At 31.7% G+C, this 13,791-nt stretch carries 11 protein-coding genes and 1 other annotated feature; of the genes, 10 read left to right on the top strand and 1 reads right to left on the bottom strand.

Translation table 11 applies throughout. The annotated features are described in order from the left end of the window. Window positions 1-34: 34 nt before the first annotated feature. From ACJAX4_RS03510 to ACJAX4_RS03490, 5 genes are all read left to right on the top strand, one after another. Window positions 35-1,900, top strand: a complete 1,866-nt coding sequence (locus tag ACJAX4_RS03510; protein ID WP_435788068.1) for a glycosyltransferase family 2 protein — start codon at window positions 35-37, stop codon at window positions 1,898-1,900. After that, window positions 1,897-3,582 carry a glycoside hydrolase gene (locus ACJAX4_RS03505; RefSeq protein WP_435788067.1) on the top strand — a complete coding sequence of 562 codons (1,686 nt, stop codon included), beginning with the start codon at window positions 1,897-1,899 and terminating at the stop codon, window positions 3,580-3,582. Before ACJAX4_RS03510 ends, ACJAX4_RS03505 begins: the two co-directional genes overlap by 4 nt. Before the next feature lie 15 nt (window positions 3,583-3,597). After that, window positions 3,598-4,626, top strand: a complete 1,029-nt coding sequence (locus tag ACJAX4_RS03500; RefSeq protein ID WP_435788066.1) for a glycosyl hydrolase family 18 protein — start codon at window positions 3,598-3,600, stop codon at window positions 4,624-4,626. A 99-nt stretch (window positions 4,627-4,725) separates the two neighbouring features. Beyond that, on the top strand, window positions 4,726-5,172 hold the full coding sequence (locus ACJAX4_RS03495) for a MarR family winged helix-turn-helix transcriptional regulator (protein ID WP_435788065.1): 447 nt from the start codon (window positions 4,726-4,728) through the stop codon (window positions 5,170-5,172). Window positions 5,173-5,233: 61 nt separating this feature from the next. Beyond that, on the top strand, window positions 5,234-6,031 hold the full coding sequence (locus tag ACJAX4_RS03490) for a nitroreductase family protein (RefSeq protein WP_435788064.1): 798 nt from the start codon (window positions 5,234-5,236) through the stop codon (window positions 6,029-6,031). Window positions 6,032-6,170: 139 nt separating this feature from the next. On the opposite strand, the gene asnB is transcribed toward ACJAX4_RS03490, so the two are convergent. Beyond that, a complete protein-coding gene (gene asnB / locus ACJAX4_RS03485) occupies window positions 6,171-7,760 on the bottom strand; it encodes an asparagine synthase B (RefSeq protein ID WP_435788063.1) in 1,590 nt (529 codons plus the stop codon). A 51-nt stretch (window positions 7,761-7,811) separates the two neighbouring features. Next, window positions 7,812-8,066 (bottom strand) — a binding site (T-box leader). A gap of 230 nt (window positions 8,067-8,296) precedes the next feature. On the opposite strand from asnB, the gene ACJAX4_RS03480 reads away from it, so the two are divergent. From ACJAX4_RS03480 to ACJAX4_RS03460, 5 genes are all read left to right on the top strand, one after another. Beyond that, the gene (locus tag ACJAX4_RS03480; protein WP_435788062.1) at window positions 8,297-9,316 is read left to right on the top strand and encodes a threonine aldolase family protein; all 1,020 of its coding nucleotides are present in this window, start codon (window positions 8,297-8,299) and stop codon (window positions 9,314-9,316) included. Then, window positions 9,313-10,359: an inorganic phosphate transporter gene (locus ACJAX4_RS03475; protein ID WP_435788061.1), complete on the top strand. Its 1,047-nt coding sequence runs from the start codon at window positions 9,313-9,315 to the stop codon at window positions 10,357-10,359. The genes ACJAX4_RS03480 and ACJAX4_RS03475 overlap by 4 nt, the downstream gene beginning before the upstream one ends. Before the next feature lie 11 nt (window positions 10,360-10,370). Further along, a complete protein-coding gene (locus ACJAX4_RS03470; RefSeq protein ID WP_435788060.1) occupies window positions 10,371-10,994 on the top strand; it encodes a DUF47 domain-containing protein in 624 nt (207 codons plus the stop codon). A gap of 132 nt (window positions 10,995-11,126) precedes the next feature. Next, window positions 11,127-12,485 carry a sn-glycerol-1-phosphate dehydrogenase gene (locus ACJAX4_RS03465; protein ID WP_435788059.1) on the top strand — a complete coding sequence of 453 codons (1,359 nt, stop codon included), beginning with the start codon at window positions 11,127-11,129 and terminating at the stop codon, window positions 12,483-12,485. 57 nt (window positions 12,486-12,542) lie between these two features. After that, entirely contained in the window at window positions 12,543-13,658 is a 1,116-nt protein-coding gene (locus ACJAX4_RS03460) for an acyltransferase family protein (RefSeq protein ID WP_435788058.1), read from the top strand. Window positions 13,659-13,791 lie beyond the last annotated feature (133 nt).

The raw sequence follows: 13,791 nt of genomic DNA, 5'->3' as shown, positions 1-13,791 counted from the left end.
CGTGCCTTAATATGTTGAATGAGGAGTTTGAAGGATGAAGGTTAAATATAATAAGCTAAAGAATAATCAAGGCAAAGATGGGGATGTTCTTTTAAATCCCCTCAGGGATAGAAGATCATTTTCAAATGTTCCTGATAAAGAAGCTATAAGAAATAATGTTGATCGTAGAGGCGAAAAGTTACTAGAGGATTGCATAGGTGAATGTGATGCTAAAGAATTTATAAAAAGTAAAGAAGCTGGAATTAGATATACAATTCAAATTGATATCAAAATAAGGTGTAAAAGCCAAAAAGACAATATTACGATTAAAGCTAAAGCATTAGATATTTCTACTACTGGAATTCTAATAGAACTTAAAGACGAAAAAGATTTAAATATAATTAGAAGTGCTAATACTACTAAATTAAAATTTGAGATAACACCTGGTTCTATGCCAGAAGGATATGAAATGCATGTTAATATTAAAGGAAAAAAGATTCGAGAGTCTTTTAGCTCGGATGGGAAAATATTATGTGGTATAGAATTTATGGAAACATTAGCGGAATATTCTAATAGAAAAAAAGGAAAGTATTCAATAGCTATATCTAGTATGTTTTTATTATTTATAAGTATCTTTATAATATTAATGCGTGCAGAAAGTGCTATATATTTTAAATTTAATAAATGGTTATATTTATATAGTATTATTACAGCTGTATTTTTATTAAGCAGATATTTCTTTGGTGGATTATACAAGCCTGTGCCAATAGATGTTGATTACACGCCAGGTGTGACAATTATAATTCCTTGTTTTAATGAAGAGGAATGGATAGAAAGAACAATTTTGAGCTGTATTAATCAAGACTATCCTATTGATAAACTAGAAGTTATAATTGTAGATGATTTTTCAGATGACAATTCTGTAAATAAAATTATTGAGACAATTAAAAAGTTAAGTGAGGAAGAAGAAAGATTTGATGTGAAGGGTAGGCTTAACTATTTTGTTTTAGAAAAGAACTTAGGAAAAAGGGAAGCGCTTTGCAAGGGGGTTTCAAATGCACAGCATGATTTAGTTGTATTTGTTGATTCAGATAGTTTCTTAGATCCTTATGCAATAAGAAATTTAGTCCAACCTTTTAAAGATCCTAAGATGGGAGGAGTAGCAGGGAGAACAGATGTAGCTAACACTTATACAAACACATTAACTAAAATGCAGTCTGTTAGATATTATATTGCTTTTAGAATCATGAAAGCAGCGGAGGCTTATTTTGATGCAGTTACTTGTCTATCAGGTCCTTTATCCTGCTACAAGAAACAAATAGTTTTAGATAATATGGATCAGTGGATAAACCAAAGATTTTTAGGTCAAAAGGCTACATTTGGAGATGATAGAGCTATGACCAATTTTGTACTAAATGGAAATAGAACTAGTTATCAAGATACTGCAATTTGTGCAACTATTGTACCTAATAAATATAAGGTGTTTCTTAAACAGCAAATGAGATGGAAAAGGTCTTGGCTCAGAGAATCTATTCTCGCAGGAAAGTTCATGTGGAAAAAAGAGCCTTTTATGGCTGCTTTCTTTTTCATGGGAGTATTTGTTCCTATTGCTGCACCTGTAATAGTTACTTATAACTTAATTTATGTACCGATTGTACATAATATATTTCCAACTACATTTCTTGTTGGCTTATTAATGATGGCACTAATGATGAGTTTTGCTCAAATGTTCTTTAGAAAAAGTACGACTTGGATTTTTGGTATGGTATTTTGTATTTATTATGAAGCTGTATTACTTTGGCAAATGCCTATAGCATGGGTAACATTTTGGAAGTCTACATGGGGAACAAGAATGACTCCTAGTGATGTGGAAGCTCTAAGAAAAAAAAGAGAAAAGAAAAAAAGGAGAGAATATAAATGAAAAGTAAAGAGTTTTCTCCTGAAAAAAAAGATAGGATTAAGAAAATAAGAGGGATATCACAAGGAGTAATTCTATTTGTGATATTGGTAATTATAATTAAATCTATATTTACCTTTTCTGTATATAGCCCCTATAGCTCAGCTGATGTCTCTAAAGGCGCAGAGAGTGGATTTATTGCTATATCATATTTCGGTGTAGATAGAACTGGGGATGATACACTAATAAGCACTAAGTCATTAGAAAAGCAAATTAAAGCATTAAAAGACAATGGATACATAACAATTACCCAAAAGGATATGTTAGATTACTATGAAAAAGGAAAGGTCTTACCTGAAAAATCATTATTTTTATTGTTTGAGGATGGAAGAAGCGATACAGCTATATTTGCTCAAAAATTACTAGAGGAATATAATTATAAAGCCACAATTCTAACTTATGCCGATAAATTTGAAAAGAAAGACCCAAAGTTTTTAATGCCTAAAGAACTAATGCAATTAAAAAATAACTCTTATTGGGAACTAGGGACTAATGGATATAGGTTAGAATATATAAATGTATTTGATAAATACTCGAAATTTATAGGAGATTTAAATTCCGATGAGTTCTCAAATTTAGCATCTACAATTAATAGACAATATAATCATTATTTGATGGATTACATTAGAGATGAAAATGGCATTCCTATGGAAAACCATGAAGGGATGAAAGAGCGTATTAATAGTGATTATGAAAAATTATCAACTATATATAATGAGAAATTAGGATACACACCACCCTTATATACGTTAATGCATTCAAATACAGGACGGTTTGGTACAAACGATAAGGCTAGCGAAGTAAATAATAAATGGATTAAACAACTATTTAGTATGAATTTTAATAGAGAGGGAGATTCTCTAAATTTAAAAAATAGCTCTGTTTATGATTTAACTAGGATTCAACCACAATCGTATTGGTCTACTAATCATTTATTAATGAGAATATGGGATGATACTAAAGGAAACGTTGATTTTGTTTTAGGGGATGCAGAGAAAGCTAAAAGCTTTAAAGAAATAAAAGGACAATCAGAGTTTATAGATGGCAATATTATATTAACGTCATTGCCAAAGGATAAAGGAGTTATTAAGCTTGTAAAGAGTGAAAGTTATAAGGACATTAAAATATCAACAATATTAAATGGTAACGCTATAGGGTCTCAGTCTATATACTTAAGGTCTAGTAGTGATGGAAGTAATAGCATATGTGTTCAACTTATTAATAACATAGTTAATATTATTGAGAATTCAAATGGAAATAAAAATATCATATATACATTGAAATTAAATAAAGATAACAAGGATAAAAAAATTGATATAAAAGAACCAGGAAGTAAAAAAGTAAATATAACACTAATTGATGAGAAGCTTACTTTAGTTATTGATGAAAAAAAGGTAGTAGAAGGATTACAAGTAAGTAATGATAATGAAGGAAGTGTTCTTCTTGAATCTGCATGGGGAGAATATGGGTATAGCCAAAGAAACATTGCAGACGATGTATATGATGGTGTATTTAGAAATTTTAAAGTAACTGATATAAATAATAAAGTGTTATATGATGATTCATTAAAGGGAATGAAACTTGCAAAGTATAATGCTTATAGTTCATTTAACAAACTTGTGAATTGGTTTATTAAAAATTTATAATTTAAGAGGTACTAAATGAATAATAATGTTAGAAGGAATTTAATTTTAACTGGGTTAATAGTATTAATGATATCAATTATAGGCCTAATTGTTTTTTCAATAAGAGATAGTAGTGTAGCCTTTGATGAAGACACAAAAACATTTGAAGAAAATACAAATGATCTATCAGCTTGGGTTGCATATTGGGATTTGAATTCTAATAAGGAAATCAGGGCTTTAGATAAGAAGGTTAAAAATATTTGTTATTTTGCAGCTAATTTTAACTCAAGTGATAAACTTGTGATGCCACAAAAACTAATTGATTATTATAATGAAACAAAGAGTTATGAGTACAATAAATATATAACTATTGTCAATGATAAAATAAATAGTGATGGAAATTCTATATTAAAAGATACAAATTTATTAAAAAAATTATTAGGTAATTCTGATTCAAGAAGCAGCCATATTAAAGAGATTATAAATTTGGCCCTTAAATATGACTTTGACGGTATAGAAATTGATTATGAACAAATAAAAAATGATATGAAATTATGGAATGATTATATTTTATTTATAAATGAACTGTATCAAAAAGCTGAGAAAGAAAATTTAAAAATAAGAGTTGTATTAGAACCGAGCATACCCTTTGATAAATTGATTTTTGATGAAGGTCCAGTATACGTAGTGATGTGCTACAATTTGCATGGCGGATTTAGCTCGCCTGGGGGAAAAGCAAATCCTAAATTCATTATGGAGTTAATTGAAAAAACCATAAAAATTCCAGGCAAGAAGGACTTTGCAGTTGCAACTGGTGGTTTTAACTGGGCAGCAAATTGGAAAACTACTGCGGTTTCAGAAACTGAAGTTAACCTAATATTAAAAGAATACAAATCAAAAGTAAAACGTGATGATGAAAGTAAGTGTCTATTCTTCAACTACAAAGACAAAGATAGTATAGAACATGAGGTATGGTATGCAGATAAAATAACCTTAAAGTCTTGGATGAGCGTTATTATAGAAAAGGGGTATGATACTAGTATTTGGAGACTAGGTTGGAAATAGAAACGGAGACAAATTTATTATTTCCTACATATACTTGACATAAATTCAACTTCACTATATATTATATGTATATACATATAATGTACTGGAGTTGAATTTATGTGCCATTTAATTTCGTCTACTAATAAATATTCGCAAAGTTGTGCTTGTGGTAACTTAAGAAAAACTACTCGTACAATTACTCAGTTTTATGATAAAATGCTTCAACCAACTGGACTTAAGAGTACTCAATGTTTGTTACTTCTGGATATTTCACTTAATGAAAATATTTCTGTTACGAGTCTTGGTAACATCCTACTCATGGATCAAAGTACTGTAACAAGGAATGTTGAGTTACTTAGAAAGAGTGGACATATTGATATTAAGAAAGAAGAACAGGACTCTAGAAAAAAGTGCATAACTCTAACTAATAAAGGATTAAAGACGCTTGAAGTTGCTATTCCAATATTTAAGAAAGCACAAAGTAAGATTGAGGATGGTATTGGCAAAGAAAGAACTGAAGAATTATTAAAAACATTAAAGGATATAGAAAGATTAGTAGAGTAAATTTTTAGCATAATACATGTATATACATATAAAACTAAATTTTAACAAGGGGATGAATATAATGGGTATTATAACTGTAAATGAAGAAAAATGTATTAAATGCGAACGGTGTATTAAGTCATGTCCAGCGATTGTTTTAAAGATGGGAGCAAAGGGGCCTGAAGAAGTAGAAAATACAACTTGTATTGCTTGTGGGCATTGTGTTGCTATATGCCCAAGTGATGCCATAGATAATAAAAAAACACCATTACAAGAGCAGATTGATGCAAAAGATTTTGCTAAACTAAATGCAGAGCAAGCTGAGAATTTTCTTAGGGCACGTAGATCTATAAGAAATTACAAAGACAAATCTGTATCACGAGAAGAACTAACGAAATTAGTTGATATTGCAAGGTTAGCACCTACTGGAAGCAATAGTCAAGGTATATCATTTATTGTAGTTGAGGACAAGCAATTAGTTGAGAAAGCCACTGAGCTTACTATTGATATTATAGAAAAATCTCCACTAAAGGATGCACTAAAAGGATTAATCAGCGGTTACAGGGAAGGTGGACTTGATCCAATTTTACGTGGTGCTCCAAACTTAATTATAACTACTGCGGACAAAGACTTTTCTGGCGGAAGGGGTAACTCTATTTCTTGTTTAACTTATCTAGAATTATTTGCTCCGTCCCTTGGACTAGGAACTTGCTGGGCTGGATTCTTTGAGTATTGTGCATCCATTAAGGATTCTCCACTGCTTGAATTATTTAATATTCCAGAAGGGAAAACTATAACAGCTGCTGTTATGGTTGGATATCCTAAGTATAGCTACAAGAAGTTAGTTGATAGAAATCCATTAGAGGTTACGTATATATAATATAGAAATATGAAAAAAAAAGGTCACTAATGAATAGTTATTTCATTAGTGACCTTTTTTTTACTCTTCAATAATTATTACAAATCCAGAATTACCATCTACCCTGATTTTCTGACCTGTCTTAATTAGGTTTTTTTAATTATTTACCACTGGCACCATAATTTGATAACATTCTGGCGCTTGGATCGGTTACGTCACATCCTTCCCATTCTTTGTTTGGCATCCAAAAGTCTACTATCATTTTTGCTTGTAATGGATAATGTTTTTCAAAGTACTCTCTGTATAACAATGATTCTTTTGTGAATGGTTTAGAATTGTATTTATACCTTTCACATAGTTTTTCGAATTCTTCATCAGAATAGCAGGATTCTGCATATTCTTTTAAATAGTCCACCATAGAATGCCCTACAGCATCGCTAAATGCTGCTTTTTCTCGATATAAAATATTATCTGGAAGATAATCCCCTTCAAACGAATGTCTCAAAAGGTATTTACCCATGTTGTATTTGTTTAATTTCTTTTCAGGGTCGATAGACATAACATACTTTACAAAATCTAAATCCCCAAATGGTACTCTTGCTTCTATAGAGTTTGAGCTGATACAACGGTCGGCACGAAGTACATCGTACATATGAAGCTCACGAATTCTCTTTTGTGATTCCTTTTGAAATTCTTCTGCATTTGGAGCAAAATCAGTATACTTATATCCAAATAATTCATCAGAGATTTCACCGGTCAGAAGTACTCTGACATCAGAAATCTCGTGTATTTTCTTGCAAATCAAATACATTCCCATACTTGCTCTTATTGTAGTAATATCGAAGGTTCCAAGAAGTTTAATAACCTCCTCAAGTGATCCAAGCACTTCTTCTTTTGTCATATATACAGTGGTGTGATCACTATGAATGTAATCAGCAACTTCTTGTGCATATTTAAGGTCAATTGCATCTCCAGTCATACCTATGGCAAAGGTTTTAACAGGTTTTAAAGGATTCATTTTTTGGGCAATTGAACATACGAGGGAACTGTCGAGGCCTCCACTTAGAAGGAAACCTACAGGAGCATCAGCATCCATACGTTTTTCTATAGCAGTTACAAATTTATCATGAATATTGCTGCAGATAACTTCTAAGTTATCATCACAATAATCACCCTGCGTTTCTGCGATATCGCAGTAGCATGTAAATTTACCATCAGCATAATAATGTCCTGGCGGGAATGACATTATGTTGTACGTAAGACCAACTAGATTTTTAGCTTCGCTTGCAAATATGATTTTACCTGATTCGGAATAACCATAGAAGAGAGGACGGATTCCAATTGGATCTCGAGCCGCTACGAAAGTGTTCTTTTTACCATCGTAGATGATAATTGCGAATTCTGCATCTAATTTTGAAAACATATCTAGCCCATCTTCATAGTACATTGGAAGCAATATTTCGCAATCACTATCAGAAATAAACTTATGTCCTTTTTCCATTAGGTCCTTCTTAATTTCACGGAAACCATAAAGTTCACCGTTGCATATGGATGCATCTGTATTCCTTGTGTATGGTTGCATTCCACTAAAACTTAAATCCATAATAGAAAGTCTTTGAAAGCCCAAAATACCAGATGGTAAAGTAAGAATTTCTGTCATATCTGGTCCTCTTGATTCGGTTCTTTGTAGTGCCTGCGCAAATTTATCATGTTTCATGTCTGTTCCTGTATAACACATAATTGTACACATATTAATATTCCCCCTTAATTTTAGATATAAAAAAAAGACCTCATCCTATGAAAATAGGACGAAAGACTTATACTTCCGCGGTACCACCTAAATTAGCTTATAAAGCTCACTTTAATCAGTACGGAATTAATATAAATTCGATACTGTCCAATCTGTAACGGTTTGGCTCCGTCCAATACTACTCTTAATAAATTTCGTTTGGAAGCTCCGGGATGTTATTCATTATATGATTCGTATCAGTCTCTCACCACCACTGATTCGCTTTGACTACTTCGTAATAACTACTATTCCCATCAATGCTTTTTTGTTAATTATATGATATTTGATTTTGGATTTCTTTCATTTTACTTTGTATTTTACAATTCGTCAATAGTTTTATGAAGGATTTTTTAAAAAAAAATCATTTTTTAAAATATTAGACCAATAGTGTAATGTATTTAACAATCTAAAGACTTGAAAAGATATTAAATAAATAGTAAACTTAAAATTACATAATAGGAATTTAAAAATAACAAGAGATATTGAAGGGGGAAAATATGTATAGTTTTAAAAATGATTATAGTGAAGGCGCTCATCCTAATATACTTAGCGCATTGATTGAAACAAACATGGAGCAGGTAGAGGGGTATGGAGAAGACAAGTATTGCGAAGCTGCTATTAAATTGTTAAAGAATAAATTAAAATCTAATGATGTTGATATTCACATGTTTTGTGGTGGAACTCAAACAAATCTTACTTCTATTTGTGCTTTTTTAAGACCACATGAAGCTATTATTTCGGCAAACTCAGGACATGTATTAGTTCATGAAACTGGAGCAATAGAAGCGACTGGGCATAAAATTATTTCCATAGAAGTGGATGATGGGAAGCTTAAGCCGAGCCATATAAAAGATGTAATAGACGAACACGCAGATGAACATATGGTAAAGCCTAAAATGGTTTACATATCAAATCCAACAGAAATAGGAACTATTTATAATAAACAGGAGTTAAAGGATTTAAGTGAATTTTGCACGAAAAGCAATATGATCTTGTATATGGATGGGGCGAGACTAGGGTCTGCACTATGTTCTAAAGAGAATGATGTAGAACTTTCAGATTTGCCAAAACTTACTGATGCTTTTTACATAGGTGGAACTAAAAATGGTGCATTAATGGGAGAAGCTCTTGTAATTAGCACTGATATACTTAAGGAAGATTTTAGATATCTCATTAAGCAAAAGGGGGGATTACTTGCAAAGGGAAGAGTAATTGGTATACAGTTCCAGGAATTGTTTAAAAACGATATTTACTTTGAACTAGCAAGACATGCAAACGGGATGGCGGAAAAGTTAAAAATAGGAATTAGTAATTGTGGATATGGATTTTTGATTAATTCATCAACAAACCAAATATTTCCTATATTGCCTAATGAAATAATCGCTAGACTAGAAGAAAAGTATTTATTTTACAAATGGCAAAAGATTGATGAGGATAATTCTGCTATTAGATTAGTAACATCATGGGCAACAAAAGAAAAAGCGATTAAATCATTTATTGATGATTTGAGGATATGATACCTATTAGTATTACCATAGTTTTAATAAGTGTGATTGTAATTGCACTTGTTTTTGCTTTATCAAATGGACTGCATGATGCAAGCTCAGTTGTGGCAACTTTTATCATTTCCGGAGCAGCGACGCCAAAACAAGCTATTGGTGTTGCATCAGTCTTTGGTCTATTAGGTGCGATTTTTGGCGGGAGCGCGGTAGCTGATACTATATCTAATGTAATAGATCTACCAGCTGATCCTCTCTTGCTTAAAATATTGCTGGCTGCATTGCTTGGCGCAGTAATATGGAATCTAGTTACCTGGAAATTAGGGTTACCTTCAAGTTCTACCCATGCTTTAATTGGTGGTATTATAGGATCAGTTTGGGTTTCTTCAGGCAGTACACATATACTGTGGGGCTTTAAGCAATTGATTGGATCAACTCACCAAATTACAGGAATTACTAAGGTTGTTGCAGCATTAATCATTTCACCATTTTTGGGTTTTATTGTTGCTTTTATTCTGCAAAAATTCAGTAAAGTTCTTCTTAGAAATGCTAAGTTTACTGTAAATAGGTCCCTTAAAAAAATACAATGGGTGATTGCAGCAATTCTTGCATTTAGCCACGGAGCTAATGATACTCAAAAAATATTTGGAATAATAACCTTAGCAATAGTCGCAGGAGGAAGTGTAGCTGTGCAGGGCGTTCCAATTTGGGTACGGATTGCTGGTGGTACGGTAATGTTTATTGGGACAATGCTTGGCGGGTGGAGTATAATTAAAACTATCGGTAGAGGAATATACACAATAGGACCAATTCATAGTACTAATTCTCAATTAGCATCAGTAGGTTCAGTTCTCATAGCTACTATAATTGGGGCACCTGTATCTACAACTCATGTCGTAGTTGGGAGTGTTATTGGGGTGGGTGCGGCAGATGAATACAAAATGGTGCGTTGGGGTATAACTAAAGAAATTTTAATGGCTTGGGTTATCACAATACCACTAGCTGCAATTGTTTCCGCTGGTGTATATCAAATATTAAATTTAGTTTTTAAAGTAATATAATGGAGGTAAATATGGATAAAAAAAGTATTATAGATAAATTTTTTCCTGACAAATATGATTTTTATGAAATGTTAAACAACCAAGCAGAGATAAATGCTTCTGGGGTAGATATGCTATATAAATGGCTAAATAGTGGCTCTGATGAAGAAAAGCAAAAGCTACTTTTGTATGTTAAAGAGGCTGATGAAGCTAGAATGAATATGGAAACCAAATTAATAGAAGCCTTTAGTACTCCTTTTGATAGGGCTGATATCTATTCTTTTTCTATTGCAATGGATAAGATTATTAAATATACTAAATCAACTTTACTTTCTATGGAAACTTTTGAAGTAGCATCGGATGATACCATAATTTCTATGGTTGCGAAACTTAAAGAAGGTACGGATTTTCTTTCAGAATCAATTAATATTCTGAAAAATAATCCGATTGAGTCACAAGAATATATAATTAAAATGAGAGCTACGCATAATGAAGTAGAGAAGCTTTATAGAGATGGAATGACTCTTATATTTAAAACAAGTGATCCAATGAATGCAATTAAGCATAGAGAAGTATACCATCACATCAAAGATGCCTCACTCAATTTAGAAGATACTGTGGATATATTGCATAGGATAGTTGTAAGGCTTATATAAAATGAAGCATCCAAATTGTTACCTTTAAAAGTACCCCTAGGGTATTTTTTTTGTGTTGCCATTGAATCTTAAAGGATATTTAGACTGTTTATAGAATAATGATATTATGGACAATTAAAGGAGGATAAAATTATGAAAAATTTATCAACTTTGAGTTTAGAAGAAATGACTGGACTTAATTATATGTGTTCATGTGGTAAGAAACATAGTGTAGGAATAGACTCGATTACAGTAGGTAATGGCGTTATAACCCAATTGCCGACTGTAATTAAGATGTACGAGGGTAAAAAAGTATTTATTATAGAAGACACCCATACATATAAGGTGGCGGGAAAAGAAGTTGAAGAATTATTAAATGATAAATTCAAAGTTAGTAAATATGTATTTAAGGAGGAACATTTACATCCCAGTGAACTAACTTTGGGAAGTTTAATAATGGCAATACCTAAGGATACATCGCTTATTATTGCAGTAGGATCTGGGACTATTAATGATATTTCAAGGTTTTTGAGTTATAAGCTTGATACTCCTTATATAATTGTGGGAACAGCACCTTCAATGGATGGTTATGCCTCTGTAGTTTCTCCACTTATATGTGATGGCGTAAAAGTAACTTATGATGCAGTGTATCCATTGGCAATTGTTTGCGACATTGATATTATGCAGCGGGCACCTATGCGAATGCTTCAAGCTGGACTAGGAGATATTCTTGGTAAATATACAGCTTTAGCAGATTGGCATATTGCAAATACTTTAAACGGTGAATACTTTTGCGTGGAGGTTGAAAAATTAGTCCTAAGTTCTTTGAAGAAGTGCGAGGAAGCTTCAAGAGGCGTAACAAGTAGAGATTCAAAAACTGTAGAAAAGATAACTGAGGCATTGATTTTGTCAGGAATTGCAATTGGAATGGTTGGAGCCTCAAGACCTGCATCTGGAGGAGAGCACTATTTATCACATTGTTATGAAATGATGTTTATGAATAGTGGAGATAATACAAAATGGCTACACGGCAATACGGTAGGTGTAGGTGTGGGGGTTGTAGCTTATGCATTTAAATTCGCAAAAGATTTAGATATATATAAAATACTTGAAAAAGGCGATTACGAGCATTTTGATAAAAATGTATGGAAACAAAATATAACCGATGTATTTACTAAAAGTGCAACAAGCATTATAGAATTTAAGCAAGGTAGCATTAATTTTAATATGGAAGAAAGAAAAATCAGTATGAAAAAGATTGTGTCCAATTGGAATTCTATAAAGAAAATCTGTGATGTTAACGTTCCAGATCCAGAGAGAATAATTGCTACTTTGAAAAAAGCAGGAGCAGTTTGGAATCCGAGTGATATAGGTTTAGATAAAGAACTATTTAGAAAAAGTCTTATTGCTGCGAAAGATATGCGTAATAGATATGGTATTCTTCAACTTCTTGAGGATATAGGAATGCTTGACGCGGCTGCGAGATATATAACGAATATTTATTATGACTGATAGATTAAGTAGATGGCTAAACTCATATTTATGAGCAAGGATGAAGGAGAGTATGTTATGGAAGCAAACAAAAGAATAAAATCTATAGATATCTTAAGAGGATTTGCAGTAGCGTTAATGATTATTGTAGATAATGCTGGAAACAGTGATAGAATATATACGCAATTAAGGCACCCCGCATGGAATGGTCTTGCAGTGGCCGATTTTGCATTTCCCATCTTTATTCTAACAATGTGTATGACAATTCCAATTGTTATGGAAAAGAAAATAATTTCTAAAAAAATATGGAATATAGTCCTTAATGTAATCAAAAAAAGTTTTATGTTAGTGCTTTTGGGAATACTCTTAAATGGATTTCCATTGTTTAACTTTAAAACCATTAGAATACTTGGTGTTTTACAAAGACTAGGTATAGTATATTTAATAGTTTCTTTAATTTATTTAGCACTAAGATGCAACCTAAAGAGAAAAGCGTTTATAATTGGCTCGATGATAATTATTGGTTTTTCAATAACGATAGGATATTATTTTCTACTAAAACCATTTGGATTTGGTATAGAAAGTAATTTAGCGAAAAGTGTTGATATACATTTATTAGGCGCCCATATGTATAATAAATATTTCGACCCAGAAGGTATAATTACCACAATAGGTGCAGTTGCTACGGGTATATTTGGATGTTTAATGGGATATGTAATTAATTTAACAACGAAACATGATTATATTAAGCCTATGTATATGAGTTTATTTGGATTAATATGTATGATTATTGCATTTGAGTTTAATAAAATATTCCCTTTTAATAAACATCTATGGTCTAGCTCATATATACTAATAGTAGTTGGATACTCGTCAATAGGATTAGCTTTCTTATATTTAATTTGTGATATATATAAGAAAGAAAGAATTTTCACTCCATTTAGAGGATTGGGTAATAATCCGATTTTTGTATATATTGTTACAGAATTAATTAGAAAAAGTTTTTGGCAAGTAAAGGTGTTTGATGAAAGATTGAATTTGAGCTTGAATTTGACTGCATGGATAACAACAAAATTCGTAACACCTTGGGCAGGTGTTAGTTTAGATTCTTTTTACTTTTCATTAATATACCTAATTATTTGGATAAGTATTGCAAATAAAATGTATAATAACAATACATTTATTAAAATCTAATATATTGAGTACTCACGGAAACTAATAAATAAAACTTGAATTTGTATGGAGTCGTCTAGAACTATAAATTTTATGTTAAGAGAGCAAGTAGCGATAAAAATAGGTATAGCAAACAAGCCTGCACGATGCAGAA

The sequence above is a fragment of the Clostridium sp. genome, from assembly GCF_051278035.1.
GTDB lineage: Bacteria > Bacillota > Clostridia > Clostridiales > Clostridiaceae > Clostridium_AD.
The sequence above is the reverse complement of the archived record's forward strand: the minus strand, read 5'-3'. Positions and strand labels throughout refer to the sequence as shown.

Coding starts and splice junctions, on each gene's coding strand:
- ACJAX4_RS03480 (WP_435788062.1), top strand. CDS start 8,297: ATGTATAGTTTTAAAAATGATTATAGTGAAGGCGCTCATCCTAATATA.
- ACJAX4_RS03465 (WP_435788059.1), top strand. CDS start 11,127: ATGAAAAATTTATCAACTTTGAGTTTAGAAGAAATGACTGGACTTAAT.
- ACJAX4_RS03505 (WP_435788067.1), top strand. CDS start 1,897: ATGAAAAGTAAAGAGTTTTCTCCTGAAAAAAAAGATAGGATTAAGAAA.
- ACJAX4_RS03490 (WP_435788064.1), top strand. CDS start 5,234: ATGGGTATTATAACTGTAAATGAAGAAAAATGTATTAAATGCGAACGG.
- ACJAX4_RS03460 (WP_435788058.1), top strand. CDS start 12,543: ATGGAAGCAAACAAAAGAATAAAATCTATAGATATCTTAAGAGGATTT.
- ACJAX4_RS03495 (WP_435788065.1), top strand. CDS start 4,726: ATGTGCCATTTAATTTCGTCTACTAATAAATATTCGCAAAGTTGTGCT.
- ACJAX4_RS03500 (WP_435788066.1), top strand. CDS start 3,598: ATGAATAATAATGTTAGAAGGAATTTAATTTTAACTGGGTTAATAGTA.
- asnB (WP_435788063.1), bottom strand. CDS start 7,760: ATGTGTACAATTATGTGTTATACAGGAACAGACATGAAACATGATAAA.
- ACJAX4_RS03510 (WP_435788068.1), top strand. CDS start 35: ATGAAGGTTAAATATAATAAGCTAAAGAATAATCAAGGCAAAGATGGG.
- ACJAX4_RS03470 (WP_435788060.1), top strand. CDS start 10,371: ATGGATAAAAAAAGTATTATAGATAAATTTTTTCCTGACAAATATGAT.
- ACJAX4_RS03475 (WP_435788061.1), top strand. CDS start 9,313: ATGATACCTATTAGTATTACCATAGTTTTAATAAGTGTGATTGTAATT.